Genomic DNA, 20,752 nt, shown 5'->3' on the forward strand with positions numbered 1-20,752 from the left:
TTCATTCTATTCCAAGAAAAAAAGCCGGTAGAACTCTCAGAGTTCTTCCAGCTTTTCTCTTATTCTTCTGTTCCCATTTCAGAACGAACCACATCTGCAATTCGTTGTACATAACGGGAGCAGTCGTGCTGATCCGGTGCTTCTACCATGACACGAACGAGCGGTTCGGTTCCTGAAGGTCTTACGAGCACGCGGCCGTTTCCTGCCATTTCGGCTTCCACGTCCTGAATCGTCTTTTTCACCGTTTCGTTTTCCGTAACGGCATTTTTGTCTGTCACGCGAACATTGATCAGTTCCTGTGGATAAACTGTCATCTCACTCGCCAATTCCGATAGTTTCCGGCCTGTCCGCTTCATGACATTGACAAGCTGAAGTGCGGTCAGCAATCCATCACCTGTCGTATTGTAATCAAGCATAACAATATGGCCGGATTGCTCCCCGCCCAAATTGTAATTGCCTTTTTTCATCTCTTCTACAACATAACGGTCACCTACTGCCGTTTTGACACTCTTCATTCCATGAACGTCTAACGCCTTGTAGAATCCTAGGTTGCTCATGATAGTGGAAACAATCGTATCCGACTTCAGACGCCCCTTCGATTGAAGGTGTCTGCCGAGGATGAACATGATCTGGTCACCATCAACAATTCGGCCCAATTCATCGACCGCAATGAGGCGATCACCGTCCCCGTCAAACGCCAAGCCAATGTCCGCGCTTTTTTCGACGACAAGCTTGCTTAACCCTTCCGGATGAGTGGAACCGACGCCGTCATTAATATTCAACCCATTTGGTGATGCACCCATGGTGGATAAATCTGCGTCCAGATCTGCAAACAGATGAGTAGCCAAAGTCGAAGTGGCTCCATGTGCACAATCAAGCGCCACATGAATATCCGTGAAATCCTCGTCTACCGTCTGCTTCAAGTATTGTATATATTTATGGCCGCCTTCGAAGTAATCCGTTACCGTTCCAACATCTGCTCCGATTGGGCGTGGCAGCTGGTCTTGTTGATCGTTCAGCAGCGCTTCGATTTCTTCTTCCTGCTCGTCCGTTAATTTGAAGCCATCCGCCCCAAAAAACTTAATGCCGTTGTCGGCAACCGGGTTATGGGAAGCTGATATCATGACACCCGCCTGCGCGTTCATCGCACGGGTTAAATATGCAACCCCAGGTGTACTGATAACACCCAGACGCATGACTTCGATTCCTGCCGACATGAGACCTGCGATAAGAGCACTCTCCAGCATTTCGCCCGATATCCGGGTATCTCTTCCGACTAATACTTGCGCTTTTTCGGTCAAGTCTTTGGTCAGTACATATCCGCCCAGCCTGCCTAATTTAAAAGCCAGTTCAGGTGTCAATTCTTTATTTGCAATCCCACGAACACCATCGGTTCCGAAATACTTTGTCATAATGATTCTCCCTTTCAACGCTATGCATTCTGTCTTTTATCAAGCTAAAACGATTTCCAATGTCACTTCTTCATCAGAAAGCTTCCATGCAATGGCATCTGGCATTTCTGCCTGTATGGGAAACGTCTGCTCCCCTTCCACATTCACTTTCGATGTATCGATGAAGAGGTTGAAATCGGACGTCTTTAGTGAATTGATGACATCCTGATCAGCAGTTACCGTCACATCGACAAGCCCATTTAGGGGTTTGCTGAATGTGCTTTTATATTGTGGTTGAAGCCCTCTTATTTCTATAGGTACATTTGAAAATTTTTTCGTTACTTTCATTTGCACGGTCGTTTCTGTTTCTGGTTCAGCTTCCGGTTCGGCTGAAGCTTCCGGAGGCGATTCATCAGAATTTGCCTCTTTCGTCACATTAATCGTCACTTTTATCTTTTCAGACGAAACGTTTTTGACCCCTTTCGGCTTTGGCAAAGTGACCTCATAAGTTCCCGACTCTTTAATATCCGCCACATCCACATTGACTGCCAGCTCCTTAATCGGTTCCAGGGCAGCACGAGAGCCGTACAGTTTCACTTCTTTGGCATCGCTCGTTATGGAATTAATGGTGATACCATCCGCAGGGGTCCCTTTCTGCTTTAATACGATCGGAACTTCTTTATGGTTTTGTTCTATTTGAACTTTCACGGTCACTTCCTCAGGGGACATGGTCACATTTAACTTATTAAGCTCTCGATCAAGCACTCGCACTCTTGCTTTTTGCTCAAACGATTTATCAATTCCCTTTTCTTTTGTGGCTGAAACCTTAACGAAACTGATCGATTCAATGACACTTTTCGCACCTGTCACTTCAATGCTCGAAGGCTCCACTTCCATTTTAACAACATTATAATCCTCTGCAAGCAATCGCTCGTTCAATTCTGGATCTACCCGGAATGATTGTGTAATCTTTTCTTCAATTTTCACATCGACCATAGCGGGATCAAGTGTTACTTTCAGCTTGTCTGATAGGTTTTCTGTTTGGATTTTAACTGTATGCTCACCAATTGTCCGATCTCTCAAATCCACTTTCAATGAAAAGTCCCTCAACAATTTTGTCGATTGAACGATATTGGCTGGACCTTCTATCTTCATATCTACTGTTTCCGGCACACCAGTCACAACTAGGTTTTCAGTATCATAATACACTTCCACCGGGACATCGCGAAGGATGTCCAGGGTATCACCTATCATCGTACTCGATTTATTTTCCTCTTCTGCCTGGACGGTGAAAAAGAAGAAAACAGCCAAAGCCAATGCTGTGAAGCGAAGAAACCACGGGCGGTCAAACAAGTTATCCATTTTTTCGCTTCCCCCATTTCCAGAAAGAAGTATTTGTCTGTTCTATTTCCGGTCCGAACCAGACAGTCCGCAATTGGTTCTCAAATTCCTCCATGGATAGGTTCCGGTTAATGTCCCCGTTGACCGTTATGCTGACAGCTCCCGTTTCCTCCGAAACTACAATCGTGATTGCGTCTGTCACTTCACTGATACCTAACGCGGCCCGATGGCGTGTTCCTAACTCCTTGGATATGAAAGGGTTCTCAGACAACGGCAAATAGCAGGCAGCCGCCGCAATCCGATTTCTCTGGATAATGACAGCGCCATCATGCAACGGAGTATTCGGTATAAAAATATTGATGAGCAACTCGGACGATACATTCGAATTCATCGGGATGCCTGTCTCGATATAATCACTTAATCCCGTTTCCCGTTCAATCGAAATGAGTGCACCAATTCTACGTTTCGCCATATAGCTCACCGACTTGCTGAAGGCTTCAATCAGGCGGTCACGTTCTTCTGCCTCTTGCAAGGCTGAACGTGAGAATAGACGGCCTCTTCCCAATTGTTCAAGTGCACGACGCAATTCAGGCTGGAACAAAATGATAATAGCGAGAAATCCAAATCGGAGTACCTGTTCCATCATCCACCTTAGCGTATCCAGTCCTAGAAATTCCGTAAGGATTCGGACAATGAGGATGACGAAAATCCCTTTCAGCAGTTGGACCGCCTTTGTTCCTCGTATGATAGTGAACAATTTATAGAAGACGAACCATACAAGAAGCACATCCACAATGTTTTTCAGTATTTCAGCCGGACTTGAATTCGTTAATGATTCCCAAATAGGCATGTGCTCCCCTACCTTCATTTCCAATTTCTTATTTTTTTATTATAGCATACAGATAGTTACGCCGCCCCTTACAGATTGATTACAGTTGCGTAAGATTCACTCACCAGGCAGTAATAGGATAAGGATATATTTCTGCATCTATTCCTTCCAGTTGGACATCTCTGCTTTGCCACTAAGCATGCTCCCGCAGCCGCAATAAAAAAAACGATCGGAGGGGCCCAAGAGCCTCCCCGGTCGCTTATTCGTTATCGGTACGCGAATCTCCATCCTTGCCATTATCGGAAGTTGGAAGTAGACCTTTCACAGTCGATTTGATTTTATACCAGAGCCAATCGAAAGCTTTGTCAATTTCTTCACTCTTCCCTGTGACAATGGCAGTGGAAGCCATATATTTAGATCCATTGATAACAGTCACATTTCCGTCAACCTCACCTTCAATCCGGATATTGCCGTTTTTCACAACGATATCCCCTTTGACGGTCTCCCCTGCTGGAACGACAACGGTCTCGCCTTCAATTACAAGGTTCGGTTGTTTCGTTACCGAGAATTGCTGATTGTTATAGCTCGAAAAGAGTGTGGCGCTCATTAGTATGATAAACATGGCTGCCGCCGCAATTAACGGGTGCCTGCGGAGCAAACGATGAATACCGGCCTTTGGCTTCTCTTTCGGCAGACGGTCCATGACACCTGAAACAAAACCCTCAGGCGCTTTAACAGGCTCGGCAAATTGCAGAAAAGAAACAGCGGACTGCAGCTCATCCATCATCTCTTTACATGATGGACACACCGCTAAATGCTCTTTCAGTTCACGCTCTTCATCCCGACTGATATCTCCGTCTAAATACGCGTGCATATAGTGGATCATTGACTCACGACACGTATTCATCCTTTTTTCCCTCCTACATATTACCCATCTGTTTCCGAAGTGCTTCCCTTCCGCGATGTACGCGGGTCTTAACGGTCCCTAGCGGCAATTCTAAAATATCACTGATCTCTTGCAACGGCAGCTCTTCCATATAACGAAGTATAATGACAGAACGATATTTATCAGGAAGTCTGCCAATTTCGTATTGGATACGTTCCTGTGTCTCCATCTTCTCCACTTCTTCTTCCGGCAAATCACCGGAGGCCGCAATTTGTGAGTACATATTGAGCCCTTCCGTTCCAGGTACTTCTGCATCCAGATAATAATCTGGCTTTTTTTTCCGGATTCGATCGATGCACAAGTTAGTTGCGATACGAAACAGCCAAGTTGAGAACTTTCTCTTTTGATCATACGTATGGATGTTCACGTATGCGCGTACAAAGGCTTCCTGGGCAATATCCTCCGCTTCCTGGCGATTGCCGAGCATCCGATAGCAGACCTGGTAAAGCCGATGCTGAAACATGGTGACGATCTCTTCGAATGCTTCATGGTTGCCTTTTAACACTTCATTTATTCGTTTATTGACCAATTCATCCAATGACTTTCATCCTCCGCTCCATGCGGCTGTGCCTTCTATACGAATGAAGGTATCAACAGGTTTCATTTTTTTCGATACTTTTATTTTAGCAAAGAGGAAGGATTTTTTCTTCCTTTTATCGAATATATTCTACTTTTCTAGCAAGACCTAACAGAAATTCTTTTGACTCACAGCTAATTAGTCGCATTCCCTAGATTAACCCACCACTGTAGCCAATATGTACCAACCGCATTTCCATGCATTTTATCACACTGCAAGCCGGCTATGCAAAAAACCCGCCAAAAGAGGCGGGTTCAGTTATTAAATCAATTTTTCTCCGAAAAGGGATCCCATTAAAGCAACAGCCACTTCAGCTGTTTTGTTCTTTTCGTCGAGGATCGGATTGACTTCCACGAATTCAGCGGAAGTGATCATCCCGGAATCCTCCAGCATCTCCATTGCAAGATGGCTTTCTCGATAGCTAATGCCGCCTGGCACCGGAGTACCTACGCCTGGTGTGTAAAGTGGATCCAAACCGTCCAGATCCAATGATAGGTGGACACCATCCACTTCACGGGATTGCAAGTATGCGATGGCTTCCTCCATAACAGCTGTCATGCCGAATTTATCAATCTCATGCATCGTGAACACCTTAATGCCTAACTCTTTGATGAGTTTCCGTTCGCCAGGGTCTACAGAGCGCGCCCCGATGATTACGATATTTTCCGGCTTCACTTTTTGGCCTTCCCGATGGAGATTGATGAGACGTTCATGGCCAAGCCCCATATTAACAGCGAGCGGCATGCCATGAATATTGCCTGATGGGGACGTTTCGGCTGTATTCATATCTGCATGAGCATCGTACCAAATCACACCAAGGTTGTTAAATGCATCTGCCAGGCCAGCGATCGTACCGATGGCAATACTGTGATCTCCGCCAAATACAAGTGGAAAACGGCCATTTTTCAATACTTGCGACACTCGGGAAGCAAGTTCTGTATTCGCTTGAATTACTTCATCCAAGTTTTTTAAACGCTCGTCCACTGGTTCCTTTTTTTCTACTGCGCTCACTTGCACATCGCCTTCGTCTTTCACTTCATGCCCAATAGCCTCCAGCCGGCCAACCGCATTAGCATAACGCATAGCACTAGGCCCCATATCGACTCCTCTTCTATTCTGCCCTAAATCTAACGGTACGCCAATGATTGATATGTTAAGGTGCTTCATCTAAAATCCTCCCTTTCTACATAACAACATTGTAAGACCTTCTGAATAATGGCTCAACTCGACATTTTCTCGAATATTTATGCGTTACAGACTCATCATTAATGAACAATCTTCAGCAGGAAGCGGTCGGCTATAAAAATAGCCTTGTCCCTCTTGGCAACCCAGCTCCAATAAGATCCGTGCCTGTTCTTCCGTTTCAATTCCTTCCGCAATTACATGGAGGCCCGCTGTTTCGGCAATCGTCACAATCGCTTTCACGATAGCACGGTTATTTTCATTCACATCGATATCCCGTATGAAAGACATGTCAATCTTAATCGTGTCAGCCGGCAATTCCTGAATATAGCTGAAGTTACTGTACCCCGTACCAAAGTCATCGATTGCCACAGTAATACCAAGAGACCGTATCGCCTGTAGCGTCTCTTTCATGTATAACTTGTCGGCAAATGAACTCTCCGTCACTTCAATTTCAATTAATTCAGGCTCGACTCCGGTATCGTGCAGCACTTTTTTAATCCGATCCACCGTTTCCGGATCTTCCAGCTGAACAGTCGACATATTAATGGCAACACGCACGGGTGGATAGCCCGCTTCCTGCCAGGCTTTCGCTTGCTTGCATGCTTCCTGTAAAATCCATTCGCCAAGCGGGATGATTAACCGACTCTCTTCAGCAAGAGGGATAAAACGATCAGGAGAAATTCGGCCGAGCTCCGGGTGATCCCAGCGGACAAGCGCCTCCACTCCTATCAATTCACCTCTTTCCAAATTCATCTTGGGCTGATATTCCAATGTGAAGTAGCCACGCTGCACACTCTTACGAAGTTCACTCTCCAATAAAATACGTTCGAGCGTTTTTGTTTCCGTGCCTGATTCATATACTTTTAAAGCGCTTCCTCCCATCTCCTTAACAAAGTGAAGGGCTTTTTCAGCATTTCTCACGAGTTCAGACGCATTTCCTGCGTGTTCTGGATAAGAGGCAATCCCGTAGCTCGTCGAAAGGGAATAGGTACGATTGTCAATGTGAATCGGCGTCTCCACAACTTCCTTGATCCGATGAGTCATTTCTTCCGCTTGGTTAGCATCACCTGACAAGGTAAAAGCAAACTCGTCACCGGAGATCCGTCCCAGCAGATTCTCCGCTCCTACCTGCTGCTGCAGCCTTTTAGCAATGACGGACAATACATAATCCCCTTTTTCATGGCCGAAGGATTCATTGACATACCGTAAGCGGTCAATATTCAAATGGACCAAACTGAAAGTCGATCCCGTTTTTTTGCAAGTCTCTACCTTATTCAATAACTGTTGCCGGAAAGAAATTCGGTTGTATAACGAAGTCAATTGATCCGTATGCTCCAGACTCTGAATAAGATTCTCGGTTTCTTTTCGCTTTGTCACATCTTGCATGGCGACAACCCAGTGTTGGAAATAGCGGCCTGGTTCTCGGATCGGGTTAACCGATACCTTCATGACGAGAGAACAATCACCACGCCCCGAGATCTGCAATTCCATTTCATCCGGCTGCCTATCCTCTGCCAACATTTCAAGAAGACGCTCGATGAGACCATGATCCTTTTTCTCTACAAATGAATACAACGTATCTTCATGGACGGAAAGCGGATACCCCAGCAACTTATCAAATGATGGCGACACATATTGGAAGCGGCCATGCTGATCGATAACAGCAATAAAATCGGATGCATTCTCGGTAATTAAACGGTACAGCTCTGCATTATCCAACATGCTCTGTTCCATTGTCTTTCTCTCCGTAATATCATAACGAAAAGCAATATATTGAACTGGCGAGGAGCCAGTTTCTCTAGTGATTGGAATTATTTTTGTATCCACCCAGTAATGCGTGCCATCTTTTGCGCGATTGCGAATTTCCCCTTGCCATATGTCTCCGCTCGTAATGGTCGACCACATGTCCCGAAAAAACGAGGGGGAATGGTATCCGGAATTAACCTTGCGGTGAGTGGAACCGATTAATTCCTCTGCTGTATACTGTGAGATTTCACAGAACAAGTCATTGACATATGTAATCTTGCCAGCACGATCGGTAATCGCAACAATCGCAGATTGATCGAGTGCATATGCGATATCCGCCAGCATTTCCACTGGACATTGTAAACTTTCTTCGCCAATAATGCTTTGCAACATCTTCACATAATCCTGCATACAACTACCTCTTCCTACAAGAGCTATTCACGTCTTTTCATATACTAAGACGAGGACTTAATACCTACAATATACTACATAAATGACGGGAAGGCTTTACCCATCTTGATAAATTTTATCAATTTGTGTCGAATTCGTGTAAAGAGAGCATGATTCGTGCATTTTTCATAGGAAATGCTACAGAGCAACCGATGGAATAACGCAAAGACACAAAAAAGCCCTCCCTAATAAGGAAGGACCTTCATTTATCTCAATATTAGAAATGTAAAGGTTGGCTGGGGTAGCTGGATTCGAACCAACGAATGACGGAGTCAAAGTCCGTTGCCTTACCGCTTGGCTATACCCCAATAATGAAATCTTGTTCATCCACTTTCTTACTATGGACCATTTAAAAAATTTCATACATTAAAATAAAAAATGGTGACCCCTACGGGATTCGAACCCGTGTTACCGCCGTGAAAGGGCGGTGTCTTAACCGCTTGACCAAGGGGCCGTATAAATAAAATGGTGGTGGGGGACGGATTCGAACCGCCGAACCCGGAGGGAGCGGATTTACAGTCCGCCGCGTTTAGCCACTTCGCTACCCCACCGTTTTAAAATCGCGATAAGCTTCGCATTATTGCGTCATCTGCTTTCGCTCAGTCAGTCACGTACGTTAGTACGCTCCTTCCTTCTCTCAATTGTTTCCTTGTCCTGCTCGCTTCTCCCAATTTTAAAAGGGCAGCGATAAGCTTCGCATTACTTCTGCTTTGCATATACAACGAGCTTTTTTTAAGAATGGAGCTTCCAGCCGGGCTCGAACCGGCGACCTCTTCCTTACCATGGAAGCACTCTACCTGCTGAGCTATGGAAGCAGAGTTGTCCATTGAGAGAATTCTTCTCTCCTAGGCACAAAACCTATTGTAAGGTCGGTCATTTTAAAAGTCAATAGTTATTGAAATATTTTTTATTTAATTCGGCAATAAAAAACCACTTCAGCAAGTGGCAGCCTGTAAAATAAAAATGGCTCCGCAGGTAGGACTCGAACCTACGACCGATCGGTTAACAGCCGATTGCTCTACCACTGAGCTACTGCGGAATATTATGTATTTACCACAAAATGTAGTATACCACATTTCTTGCTTTTTTCAACACTTTTTATGTGCTTGCCTTAACGACTTTTTTATATTATCACGGGGATTCATATTGGTCAAGCCTATTTCATAAAGTATTTTAATATCGTACTTCAAAGGGGTTCTACTATGAAGAAAATCATTATTCTAACTATCCTCATATGCGGGATTTTATTGCTCGTCCCGTTCACCAACAAACCTGCATTACTGTCCGTCTTCAAGTTGACGGAGGAGCCGGAACATATTATCGTGCGCGGATCATCCGGTTCGGCTTTAACTGTCAATATTTCATTTGGAGACGTGGAGGTCGAAAATTGGATCGCAAATTTAAACGCCCCCTATCCGCTCTTGTTTCTCGATATGGACTGGGTCGATCGCTTTCCGGAGACAGTGGAGTTGATCAAAGAGAAAAACATTCCGGTGGCTCTATTAGGACATCCCGGGGAAGCATATCACCAAAATACTGAATTGCTGATTGGCCAATTGGAACGGTTTGAAAAAGTTTTCGGTACACAACCTCTCTGGTTCCGAACGGCGGATGAGGATTTTCCTTATCCACTTCGCACTGCATTATGGGAAGCGGAAGTCAATGCCCTTGGCTCTTCTGCCATTTACACTGGCGGAGAAGTTCCACCTGTCATCGAGGGGGAAATTCTATCTGTGCCGCTGCATCGTGATGTCCGAGTATCGTTCGGAGATTTGAAGAACTTAATGGATAGCAGGGAATTTCACCCATTGGAAGATGTACTGTTTGCCATGTCAGTAAAAGTGAAGAAAATACCGAATTAGGGTAGATGCTCCTTCCACTTCGGAAAGAACCTCTATACAAAAGGCGGCTTGGAATCTAAAGATCCAACCGCCTTTTTCATGTTTATTATGATTTCGCCAATTTCCGTGCTTTTCGGCGCTCCTCCAATTTGGCTTTGTCCTCGTCAGATTTCCGATTATACTTCGGCAGCATTAATAATTGATATGCATTAACCGCAAGCAATGGGAATAATAAGATCGTCACCCATGAATCAATATTGCCCGAGCGAACCATTAACGCAGGCAACCATTCAAGTGTCGTAATGACAATCATGAAAAACAAGGCGGAGATAAGGGCGTGTTTTTTAGTCCACTGCGCTTTGTAATAAGCTGTGACAATGGAAGTAGCCAATAGTGTGAACAGCAACACTAAATATAATACCGTCCGTCCCGTATTTCCAGACGTCAGTTCAAATCTGAAGAAGATAAGATCAAACAGGACAACCGCGATGATCAGCAGCTGAACCCAATTCCATAACGTTAACGAGCGGAACATGTTCACCCCGAATTGGTGTACTGTCAAATAAGCAAAAAAGCCCATTTGTGCTACAACACTCATTGTAAAACCGAGAAAGATCATCCATAAGAAAGCGCCGATAAATTCCAGATATTCTCCGGACGCCACATATTGCGAGAAGAATTCCCACCGGACAATCAACCCTACGATTGCCGTGATCCCTCCTCCAATCAACAATGCATTAAAAAAGAACTTTACCCAATTTCGTATTGTCACTACATCGTTCCCCTTTTCAATTGCTTCCATAAGTGTATCAACGTTTTTGCAAAAAATCTATTTCATTGTGCTATCTATGCATATTACGCACCATATTGTGAACAATAATTGAAAAAGCAGCTGGAAGGGAATTTGATATCCATGAGAAAGAAGTGGATCTTTATCGTCGCTTGCGCGTTTCTGCTGATGGGCTGTACTCAGCAGCAGCAGAATCCGAATTATGACGAAATGAAAAAGATGATGACCGATGCACTGCAAACCGAAGATGGTAAAAAAGCACTCCGGAAAACATTAAGTGACCCTGAATTTCGGGAGCTGATTGTGTTGGAGCAGCCGGAAGTGAAAAAGTCCATTGAAGATACACTGCTGTCGAAAAAGGGCGAGGATTTCTGGAAACATGCGTTTGAGGATCCGAAATTTACAGAAGCTATTGCCAAAAGTATGAAAAAACAACAACAAGACATCATGACACAACTCATGAATGATTCATCATTCCAGAAGGAAATGCAGGATTTCTTTGCTCAACCGGATATGCAGAAGCAAATGGAAACGATATTAAAGTCATCCGAGTTGAAAAAACAAATGGAAAAATCCGTCGAGGATACGATCAACAATCCACTCATGCAAGCCAAGTGGCAGGAATTAATTTTAAAAGCCGGAGAAGTCACACCGACTAAAGGTGAAAAAGGCGGGGGCGGCCAAGGTGGCGGAGGAGGAGGAAAAGGCGGAGGAGGCCAATAAGCCTTCCCCGCCGTTTTTATTTCGTCTTTTCAATTACTTCTGAAGCGATCTGCTTGTAAATGGAGCCAATTGGATGATCTTCCGCATATACGGATGGAGCGAAATCACTTTCATTCCAATCAGGCTGTCCTAATGGAATCTGCCCTAACAATTCTGTACGCAGTTCTTCAGCAAGCTTCGGGCCGCCTCCCGAACCGAAGACGTACTCTTTCTCTCCCGTTACTTTCGATTCGAACCAAGCCATATTTTCAATAACACCTAAAATCTCATGTTCCGTCTGAAGCGCCATAGCACCTGCCCGCGCAGCAACGAATGCAGCGGTTGGATGTGGAGTGGTTACGACAATCTCCTTGGATGATGGAATCATCTGGTGGATATCAAGCGCCACATCCCCTGTGCCCGGCGGCAAGTCCAAGATAAGATAATCAAGAGGACCCCATTCTACATCTCGGAAGAATTGGTCGAGAACCTTGCCTAACATCGGCCCGCGCCAAACAACAGGCGCATTATCTTCAACGAAGAAGCCCATGGAAATGACCTTGACGCCAAATCGGTCGACCGGGATGATCCGGTCGCCGCGAACGATCGGCAAATCAGTGATCCCCATCATATCTGGAATGCTGAATCCATAAATATCCGCATCAATTAAACCGACCTTTTTGCCAAGTCTGGCAAGGGCGACAGCCAGGTTGACAGATACCGTCGACTTGCCAACACCGCCTTTGCCCGAAGCAATTGAAATGAAGGTAATATCATTTAAAGGAGAGAGCAGGTCTTGTGTCTCTGCTTCCGTTGCGGTTCCTCTGAATTTCTCAAGTGTTTCGGCTGGCAGTTCTTCAAAGCGAATTCCAACTGAATCGGCTCCTGCCGCTTTTAATACTTCGACAACTTTCATTTGCAAAGCCATTTGTTCCGCCGTATTAATTTTGGCTATGGCAAGCTTCACACTGACGTGCGCTTTTTCCTCTTTTACGGACACATTTACAATTCCGCCAGTCTCGGATAACGGTCTATGTAGAAACGGATCTTGTAATTCGCCGACAATGTCACGGACGTTCTGTTCTGTCAACACGATAAAACACTCCTTAGAGGCTAATTTTCTCCTCTAAGTATACCATAGTACAACTCATTCAAAGCGGGTATCTGCTTTATCTCTCTTCTAAATCATAATATTGAATGATTCCTTCTACAATGGAGTCGGCCACTTTGGCTTGGTAAGCCGGGTCGACGAGCAATCCGCGCTCTTCCGGATTGGAGATGAAGCCTGTTTCAACCAGCACAGAAGGCATGGGAACTTTTTTCAATAAATAGACCCCTTTTATCGAGAGAGCCTCACGATCTGTGTTTTTCAGCGTATTCCGGATCGACATTTGAATGGAATTCGCCAACACTTCTCCTGACGGATGGCCGTCTGGATGATAAAACACTTGAGCGCCCCGCCACTGGGAATCCGGGATTGCGTTGACATGTACGCTGACAAATAAATCCGGATCTTCCTCCATCACAATGCTCTCCCGAAGCTTCAAATCGGCAAATTTCCGTTCCCGATTCGTCCCGAACTTCTCACTCGGTGCATGCTCCGCAATAGCGTCCCCATTTTTTTCACGCGTCATCACAACAATGGCACCCTTTTTTTCAAGCTTCTTCTTTAATTCATGAGAAATGGATAACGTGATGTTACTTTCAATTACTTCATCCACAGAAGCACCTCCATCCATCCCTCCATGACCCGGATCCACCACGATTTTCACACCGGCTAATTTTTCCGGCAAAAAAAAGCCACGGTCGGACGCCTTCACGCCATACAGCACCACACCTAATGAACAGACAAATAATAATCCGATAATGAGCCATCGCTTCATCTCGACACCGCCTTTTTCCACACTATACGCGGCGAACGGGTGGGATATGCATAGCTTGTATTTATCAAGACAGGTCTTCGCCACTCCCTTACGACGTCCTCTCAGCCGTCAATCTTCTATTCGAAAAGAGCCATAAAGCCTTACAGGACAATGCTTTCATTTCTTATTCAATTTTTTGAAGTATTACCCATTGACGATTTCCTCAAAATCAACTATCCTTAATTCAAGATATCTCGAATTCGAGATAAATTTGAATGACAGGAGAGATTTTGCATGGCAAATTGGACAGTAGACAACTCGCATTCCAGTATCGGTTTTTCCGTAAAACATATGATGGTATCAAAAGTGAAAGGTGTATTTGAAGATTATTCCGCTACTTTAACGGCAGAGAATTTGGCAGACTTGACGACAGCTTCCATCACTTTCGATATTAAAACCGCTTCGATTAACACAAAATCAGAGGATCGTGATAATCATCTTCGTTCCGCTGACTTTTTCAACGTCGAGGAATTCCCTGTGATTTCATTTCAATCGACAAACATCGTGAAAGACGGCGATGACGAGTACAAAGTGACAGGCGATCTGACAATCAAAGACGTAACCAAACCTGTCACGTTTGATGTGGAATACAACGGAAAAGGAACAAACCCTTGGGGCGTTGACGTTTATGGATTTGAAGCTGAAACTAAACTGAACCGGGAAGAATTCGGTTTGACTTGGAATGCCGCTCTTGAAACAGGCGGAGTTTTGGTAGGAAAAGATATTAAGATTACAATCGACTTGGAAGTGAATCCTGCGCAAGCCGAATAAGGATGATGTAAGACTACGACAACAACATTTTTGCTTTTATTCGCGAAAAGAGCCCTTCGGCACAAACCGGCGGGATCTTTTTGCACTTCAAATCGATGAAAGAAGAAAAAATCTCATCCTTCGTGAAAATAAAGAATGAGACATTGGATGGTCTTTATTCAACTTCGCCTTGCCACGCCAGCATGCCGCCGACCATATTCGTTACGTCATAGCCTTGGCCTTCAAGAAATTCACAAGCACGTCCACTGCGACCGCCTGAACGGCAAATGATAATATACGCCTTATCTTTATCTATTTCGTCCAGACGCTCCGGAATTTCCCCAAGCGGTATATGGATAGCCGTCGGAATCATGCCTTGTGCCACTTCATCATCTTCCCGAACATCGATCAGATGGAAGGACTCTCCTTGTTCCAGTTGTTCCTGCAGATCATTTGTTGTAATCTCTTTCACTTTGGTTCCTCCTCGGATAAGCATAACTCCATGATATACACCAGTTCATACCTCGTCCATCGAGATGCTTCCTAGATTTTTCAGCCGATCGTTCTGACAATGTTGCCTTCCTGATCCGTAATGGTTGTCTTCACGATATGAATGTTCATTTTCTCCTTCATCGGCACTTCGAATTCACCCTGTTTTGGCAATAGCTTTTGGCTCATGTCCTTAACAGTTTCGTCATTCAGTGTTATTTGGATAAAATCATCCGATTGCTCAAATGCGGCCTCTTGTCCCGGTTTAAATGCAACACGGATGCCCGCCCCCGATAGCGTCAATTCTTTTCCTTTGAGCAACCGGCCGCGAAGCAACTTCCCGACGATCTCCGCTTGTTTTGCTCCAATTGTCAGCACAGAAGGCGTTTGGCGAAGCCACCCCTTCTTTCCAGCACTCCAATCGAGTTGATCCACAAACAAAAATCCCGTATTGGAACCCTCTTTCTCCATTCCCTCGTGGACAATTTCAGCAACCGAGCGATCCGCCAACAGTGTGTCACGCTCTAAATCCGTTATATAACTAGGAATGTGAGGCAGCCCGGCTGCGAGCACACCTAATGTATTCCACGTTTGCATCGCTTCCAATTCATCATGCGTTATGCCAACCATTTGAATAAATTCAACGTGTCCATTCGGCGTATTCATTGCAGCCAGCTCCGGATCCTTCACAAATGCCAAGGCAGTTAATTGGGTATCTGCCTCCAGGCATATTGGACCGTTCGCATCCAAATAGTCACCCACCTGAAACACATTGCCGCTGTTAAAGACATACCGGCCCATATTTTGCAGTAAATTTAACGCCCATGCCGGCGGCTCTTCCTCCTGCTCTGCCCGGACAAGTCGAAAAGTCAATTCAAAACCATACCCGCTTTCGTCCGGATTTTCCGTTTCTTTCTCATAGAGTTCCGAAAAGCCATACGTCACAAAATGCCAATGCGGTACCGGCTCAACCGCCTTATACACACTAATGCCATCAAGCGGATCCGATCCACCAAGCGCATACGAAATAAGCGTCCCATAATGCTTTGGTTCCTGCTCCCCATAAATCGCCGCTACCGCGTGATCAATCGCATCCCAGCCTGTAGTCATCACTTCTTCGCTCACGATACAACCCCCAATGTTTTCATTTATTAGATATACCTATTTTATCAAAACTATTAATTCAACGCCTGCTTCGGGGATGCTCGTTGTTACCGGATGGCTGCTTCGATTTGTTTCGTGAGTACTCAAGTAATTGCAAGAGTGCTCGTATCCGCGGCTGGAGTCCGCGATTATTTGAAAAAGTCCTCGTATCTGTTGTCGGAGTCCGCAATTAATGAAAAGAGTGCTCATATAATCAAGAAAACTGCTCGTATGCATTTTCGAGGTCCTTCATTTAACGATCAACCACTCGTATGTCATGGGCTACCACTCGTATCAGCCGGCTACCGCTCGTATGTCACGGGCTACCACTCGTATAAACCGGCTACCGCTCGTATGTCCCGAGCAACCACTCGTATAAACCGGCTACCGCTCGTATGTATCGGGGAACCACTCGTATAAACTGGCTACCGCTCGTATGTCCCGAGCAACCACTCGTATAAACCAGCAACCGCTCGTATATCCCGAGCAACCACTCGTATAAACTGGCTACCGCTCGTATGTCCCGAGCAACCACTCGTATAAACTGGCTACCGCTCGTATGTCACGGGCTACCACTCGTATCACCTTCTACAATCACTTTCACAGTCCATCTTAATTCAAGGAACAATCAACTCCAGCAGGTTGCATGTCTATTTCACAGGTAGCTTCCCGTACTCAGCTGAACGCCAAAAAGGACTGTCCCGCTAATCAGTTTCCACTGACGTATCGGACAGTCCTATGTCTTAATCATTTCACCTATTATTGCACTACACATTCAGCGGCATTTCCAGCTGCATCTGTCACCACGATGGTGAGAAGATCTTTCCCCGCTTCCCACAAAGGCAGTTCAAACGAAAACGTCCCGTCTTGATTCAGCAAGAAAGGTACCGACTCACCTGCTTGGCCGTTTTTCGTCAAGGTGTACGAGGCCTGCAGTTTTTCATTCAGCTCAAAACCTTCTCCGATTTCTTCTAATGCCTGATTAAATTCGATATATTGGTCTGTCACTTGGCCTTTCACCGAGGCCGCACGGATGGAAGCAGTTACCACAGGCATTGACGTTTTCACAAAGACGGGACCAATGCTTCCAGTCAGGGCGAGCGCTTTTACCATTCCTGTAAAATCAACTGAATAGATTCCATCCGCCAGTAGCGTCTCTTCTCCCGACCAGGAGGATTTGTATCGTTGAAGTATCGGAAACTCCCTCGTCCCAAGGCTAATCCCGTCTTGATAGAACAAACTATCTACCGGTTCTTTTGTTATATAATTAACAAGTTCCAAGGATGGATAAGACACGTCGGTGTTCACCGACAACCTGACAGCCACGTGTCCGTCTGCTTCCCTTTCAGTAAAGGAGAGATCCGCCTTGGGCATGCTAAACTCCTCAATGGCAGGCGTGACAGTCGCTCCATTGCTGAAGTCGGCTGCAAATGGCAATGATATTTCAACCGATCGGTCGCGGCTGGCAATTCGGATATAGCCTGTTAGCTCGTCTCGATATTTAGTATTTAAATTCTTTGAGGCTTTTAATGAAACCCGCAACCTTTGTTCTCCATTGAGTGTAAAGGACGGCTGATCAATCGTCACTTCCGCATCTCCAAACGATGTAATCACTTGAACCGTGACATCATATTCTCCGCCAGCCCCTTTAATATCTTTTACAAGAAGCGGCTTGGAAATCAAAATATCCTCGTCAAGCGTTACGGCACCAAACGTAATGGTACCTTTTTGATTTTCCACCCGTTCCCCCTCGCCATTCACATCGACCTCTTCAATCGAATAGGCGAGGATCACCGGATGAACAGCTTTATAAGGCTGTACGCGTCCAGCTCCCTGATCGAACACATCAAACTTTTCAGTATCCAGCACTTTCGCTGTATTTGAAAGCGCCACTTTGATATCAAACGGCGTCCAGTCGGGATGGGCTTGCTTTATGAGTGCAGCTACCCCAGCTATGTAAGGTGCTGCCTGCGAGGTTCCAGTTTCCCGTTTATAGGCATCCTTATAAAGCGCGTCTGACTTATCTTCCTCATATCTCGGCATCGTTGAGAAAACTTCTGTTCCTGGCGCCAGCACATCGGGCTTTATGTCGAATTTCGGTTTGGACGGTCCCCGGGAGCTTGAGCTGTCCACCTGATCATCCCGCGTCGAATTGCCGACTGAAATGCCAAGTCTGGAAGTGCCGGGAGCCCGAACGGAACCGCGAACCGGCCCCGTGTTGCCAGCCGTACTTATCGCAACGACCCCAGCCATCACTGCATTATTCAGGGCGATCGAAACTGCATGGGTTTCCAAATCGCTATCCAGGCTTAGCGAAAGGTTAATTACATCCATCTTCTGCGCGACCGCTTCCTCAATTCCTTTGAGAAGGTAGGATGTTTTTCCGGTCGTATACGCGCCAAACACCCGATAGGCATAAAACTCAATTTTAGGAGCTACCCCTTTCACTCCATTTTTCCCTGCCAAAATTCCAGCGATATGCGTTCCATGATACGATTCAAATGCGGCTCCGGTAGAAGGATGTTTTTCCGGAGCTCCTTCCGGGCGTTCAGCAGGTGACGTCTCGGAAGGATCGTCTTCCTCCCTCGACCGGGCGTATTCTTCCGGATTGGATTGATCTACAAAGTTTTTTCCGCCTTTATATACGTCTTTTAAATCGGGATGGTTTTTGTCTATGCCCGAATCAAGAACCGCCACCTTAATTCCCTGTCCCTCAATTCCTTCTGCCCAAAGAGCTTGCAACTCGGGATAGAGGCAATCCATGTCTGCTTCTTTCTCAGAATCACCTGTAACCAGTGCGGTCCCCGCTCCTCTCACTTGCATATCCGGTTCGATCCAAACCACTTCCTTGAGGGAACGGACTTTTCCGATGTCTTTCCGTCGGATAATTGCAGAGAATGCATTTAGTACGGTGCGAAACGGCTGAACTTCACTAACCCTGATGTTCCTTGCAGCCATCTCATGAATGACTCGCTGTTGTTGCAGGTTTACGGCTGCATCCGCTTTTTTATAAGCTTCGTCAGTGAAAGGAATGCCGTCCAATTCCGCCGCACGTCTCTGCAGAACGATAGGATCTTCACTCAAGTGAACGATGACAGCTATTTCTTCCTCTTCAGATGATCTGTTATACAAATTCCGCATGTAGAATCTCCTTTAGCTGTTCTTCACAAGTTCTCATCATTTGTTCATCATTAATTTCAATATCCACTCATCCGTTTGCCGGGTTCCTTCATTTCCAAGCGTACAGAAGGCTTCAATGCTCTTTTCGACATCATCGTGAATAAAACCGTCCGTCGATTGAATTTCTTGATGGCTCATTGCAAGCAGAGCCGATTGTACGGCTACATTGGAGCAAGTGGAGACCTTCATGGCACATCCAGCTTTCGCACCGTCGCAAATCATTCCGGATACATTGCCAATCGTGTTCTGCACCGCCGCTTTCACTTGCTGAAGTGTACCGCCAAGCAAATAAACGATGGCGGCGCTGGCTCCCATTCCGGCAGCTGTTACACCGCATAACGCCGATAACCGGCCAAATTTTGATTTTATATGAATGGTGACGAGGTGGCTGAGCGCTACAGCGCGGATCATGACTTCCTCAGAAACTTGAAGCTTCTCTGCTGCGGCAACGACTGGCAGGGTAACGGCAATCCCTTGATTTCCACTACCTGTATTCGCCATAACCGGCAGGGTGGAACCCGCCATCCGCGCATCGGAACCAGCTGCAGCGAGCGACATGGCCGCCGTCGCTAAGTCATCTGAGAGTATTCCTTTCTTCACGTTTTCCTGAATCGTCCGGCCGACATTTAACCCATAATCGCCAGACAGCCCTTCCAGCCCGATCACTTTATTCAGTTCAATACTTCTCTTCACAAGAGCCAATTCCGATAACTCCACTTGCAGCACCCACTCATAAATTTCATCAAGCGTCAGTGCCTCTAGCTCTTCCTCTTCCGATTGGATGCGGATGTTTTCACACCCTCCGCGGAATACAGCTTCGCCATCCACTTCAATTAACGTAATATTGCTATGGTTATCGCTAATAATTACACGAGCTTCCTTTTGATCTGTCTTCACCTTCACTTCAATATATAATCTTTTCGGCGTATCGGCCTGGCCCGCCTCGATTTTTCCTTCTTTTATAAGTTGAAACGCTTTCATCTCATCGTCTTTTGTCAGGCCATCCAGCAGTTCCAACTTCCTCTCTGGATTTCCTCCTACCGCACCTATGGCAGCAGCAAAGTCGAGGCCTTTTCCTGTCATGCCCGGAATACCGACGGATTTTGCATTCTTTATGATATTTCCGCTGGCCATCACGACGATTTGCCGAATTTCGCCTTCCGCATGGCTCTTGGCTGTCGCCGCTGCTAATGCGATCGCTACCGGTTCAGTGCACCCCAATGCCACAACTAGCTCTTTCTCTAAAATCGCTGAAATTCTATTTCTTTCCATTTCACAACCCCCATTTGTTCATCATGTTGCTGCCGTCCTCATCCAATTAAGCGCAACAACTTATCTGCTCTTTCCCTTGAACATACTGACTTTCGTCCTGAAGTTCAATGGGGTTCGTCTATTATGGAGTTTTTCATGTCAGGTTGGGCAGCATCCACTCCAATCCAACAAAAAACGCCTATCCGGCGTAACCAAATA

Annotated in this window: 18 protein-coding genes and 5 tRNA genes; 3 read left to right on the plus strand and 20 right to left on the minus strand. The window is 45.7% G+C overall.

All coding sequences use genetic code 11. The annotated features are described in order from the left end of the window. Window positions 1-59: 59 nt before the first annotated feature. From glmM to ACSW3C_RS07030, 12 genes are all read right to left on the minus strand, one after another. Window positions 60-1,412, minus strand: a complete 1,353-nt coding sequence (gene glmM, locus ACSW3C_RS06975) for a phosphoglucosamine mutase (protein ID WP_486561738.1) — start codon at window positions 1,410-1,412, stop codon at window positions 60-62. A 39-nt stretch (window positions 1,413-1,451) separates the two neighbouring features. Then, entirely contained in the window at window positions 1,452-2,753 is a 1,302-nt protein-coding gene (locus ACSW3C_RS06980; RefSeq protein WP_486561739.1) for a CdaR family protein, read from the minus strand. After that, window positions 2,746-3,582 (minus strand): diadenylate cyclase CdaA, encoded by an 837-nt coding sequence (gene cdaA, locus ACSW3C_RS06985; RefSeq protein ID WP_486561740.1) that lies wholly within the window; start codon window positions 3,580-3,582, stop codon window positions 2,746-2,748. The genes ACSW3C_RS06980 and cdaA overlap by 8 nt, the downstream gene beginning before the upstream one ends. Window positions 3,583-3,820: 238 nt before the next feature. Continuing rightward, a complete protein-coding gene (locus tag ACSW3C_RS06990; protein WP_486561741.1) occupies window positions 3,821-4,468 on the minus strand; it encodes an anti-sigma factor family protein in 648 nt (215 codons plus the stop codon). 13 nt (window positions 4,469-4,481) lie between these two features. Beyond that, window positions 4,482-5,045: an RNA polymerase sigma factor SigW gene (gene sigW / locus ACSW3C_RS06995; RefSeq protein WP_207959096.1), complete on the minus strand. Its 564-nt coding sequence runs from the start codon at window positions 5,043-5,045 to the stop codon at window positions 4,482-4,484. Between the two features lie 300 nt (window positions 5,046-5,345). Further along, window positions 5,346-6,251: an arginase gene (gene rocF / locus ACSW3C_RS07000; protein WP_486561742.1), complete on the minus strand. Its 906-nt coding sequence runs from the start codon at window positions 6,249-6,251 to the stop codon at window positions 5,346-5,348. Between the two features lie 84 nt (window positions 6,252-6,335). Then, window positions 6,336-8,426 (minus strand): sensor domain-containing protein, encoded by a 2,091-nt coding sequence (locus ACSW3C_RS07005; RefSeq protein ID WP_486561743.1) that lies wholly within the window; start codon window positions 8,424-8,426, stop codon window positions 6,336-6,338. Window positions 8,427-8,698: 272 nt separating this feature from the next. Beyond that, window positions 8,699-8,773: transfer RNA gene (locus tag ACSW3C_RS07010), tRNA-Gln, on the minus strand. Between the two features lie 71 nt (window positions 8,774-8,844). Continuing rightward, window positions 8,845-8,919: transfer RNA gene (locus tag ACSW3C_RS07015), tRNA-Glu, on the minus strand. Between the two features lie 12 nt (window positions 8,920-8,931). Beyond that, a tRNA-Tyr gene (locus tag ACSW3C_RS07020) sits at window positions 8,932-9,016 on the minus strand. A gap of 188 nt (window positions 9,017-9,204) precedes the next feature. Continuing rightward, window positions 9,205-9,280 (minus strand) — tRNA-Thr (locus ACSW3C_RS07025). A gap of 149 nt (window positions 9,281-9,429) precedes the next feature. Further along, a tRNA-Asn gene (locus ACSW3C_RS07030) sits at window positions 9,430-9,504 on the minus strand. 163 nt (window positions 9,505-9,667) lie between these two features. Between ACSW3C_RS07030 and ACSW3C_RS07035 the strand changes: the two genes are divergently transcribed. Further along, window positions 9,668-10,327, plus strand: a complete 660-nt coding sequence (locus tag ACSW3C_RS07035; RefSeq protein WP_486561744.1) for a polysaccharide deacetylase family protein — start codon at window positions 9,668-9,670, stop codon at window positions 10,325-10,327. A gap of 85 nt (window positions 10,328-10,412) precedes the next feature. Here the strand turns inward: ACSW3C_RS07035 and ACSW3C_RS07040 are convergent, their stop codons facing one another. Continuing rightward, a complete protein-coding gene (locus tag ACSW3C_RS07040; RefSeq protein WP_486561745.1) occupies window positions 10,413-11,078 on the minus strand; it encodes a KinB-signaling pathway activation protein in 666 nt (221 codons plus the stop codon). A 141-nt stretch (window positions 11,079-11,219) separates the two neighbouring features. Between ACSW3C_RS07040 and gerD the strand changes: the two genes are divergently transcribed. Next, window positions 11,220-11,819 (plus strand): spore germination lipoprotein GerD, encoded by a 600-nt coding sequence (gerD, locus tag ACSW3C_RS07045; RefSeq protein WP_486561746.1) that lies wholly within the window; start codon window positions 11,220-11,222, stop codon window positions 11,817-11,819. Window positions 11,820-11,835: 16 nt separating this feature from the next. Here the strand turns inward: gerD and ACSW3C_RS07050 are convergent, their stop codons facing one another. After that, the gene (locus tag ACSW3C_RS07050; RefSeq protein WP_238083614.1) at window positions 11,836-12,891 is read right to left on the minus strand and encodes an Mrp/NBP35 family ATP-binding protein; all 1,056 of its coding nucleotides are present in this window, start codon (window positions 12,889-12,891) and stop codon (window positions 11,836-11,838) included. 76 nt (window positions 12,892-12,967) lie between these two features. Then, the gene (locus ACSW3C_RS07055) at window positions 12,968-13,681 is read right to left on the minus strand and encodes an N-acetylmuramoyl-L-alanine amidase (RefSeq protein WP_486562110.1); all 714 of its coding nucleotides are present in this window, start codon (window positions 13,679-13,681) and stop codon (window positions 12,968-12,970) included. A 273-nt stretch (window positions 13,682-13,954) separates the two neighbouring features. Here ACSW3C_RS07055 and ACSW3C_RS07060 point away from each other — a divergent pair, with 273 nt between their 5' ends. Continuing rightward, window positions 13,955-14,491 (plus strand): YceI family protein, encoded by a 537-nt coding sequence (locus ACSW3C_RS07060; protein WP_486561747.1) that lies wholly within the window; start codon window positions 13,955-13,957, stop codon window positions 14,489-14,491. A gap of 154 nt (window positions 14,492-14,645) precedes the next feature. Here the strand turns inward: ACSW3C_RS07060 and ACSW3C_RS07065 are convergent, their stop codons facing one another. The 5 genes from ACSW3C_RS07065 to ACSW3C_RS07085 all read right to left on the minus strand — a co-directional run bounded on the left by ACSW3C_RS07065 (window position 14,646) and on the right by ACSW3C_RS07085 (window position 20,554). Next, window positions 14,646-14,942, minus strand: coding sequence for a rhodanese-like domain-containing protein (locus ACSW3C_RS07065; RefSeq protein WP_486561748.1), 297 nt, complete (start codon window positions 14,940-14,942; stop codon window positions 14,646-14,648). Window positions 14,943-15,022: 80 nt separating this feature from the next. Beyond that, entirely contained in the window at window positions 15,023-16,084 is a 1,062-nt protein-coding gene (locus tag ACSW3C_RS07070; protein ID WP_486561749.1) for a suppressor of fused domain protein, read from the minus strand. A gap of 361 nt (window positions 16,085-16,445) precedes the next feature. Beyond that, window positions 16,446-16,637, minus strand: a complete 192-nt coding sequence (locus tag ACSW3C_RS07075) for a hypothetical protein (protein WP_486561750.1) — start codon at window positions 16,635-16,637, stop codon at window positions 16,446-16,448. A 224-nt stretch (window positions 16,638-16,861) separates the two neighbouring features. Then, window positions 16,862-19,243: a S8 family serine peptidase gene (locus tag ACSW3C_RS07080; protein ID WP_486561751.1), complete on the minus strand. Its 2,382-nt coding sequence runs from the start codon at window positions 19,241-19,243 to the stop codon at window positions 16,862-16,864. A gap of 36 nt (window positions 19,244-19,279) precedes the next feature. Beyond that, window positions 19,280-20,554, minus strand: a complete 1,275-nt coding sequence (locus tag ACSW3C_RS07085; RefSeq protein WP_486561752.1) for an L-cysteine desulfidase family protein — start codon at window positions 20,552-20,554, stop codon at window positions 19,280-19,282. Between the last annotated feature and the right edge of the window lie 198 nt (window positions 20,555-20,752).

It is taken from the genome of Sporosarcina sp. AD_1, assembly GCF_057373025.1.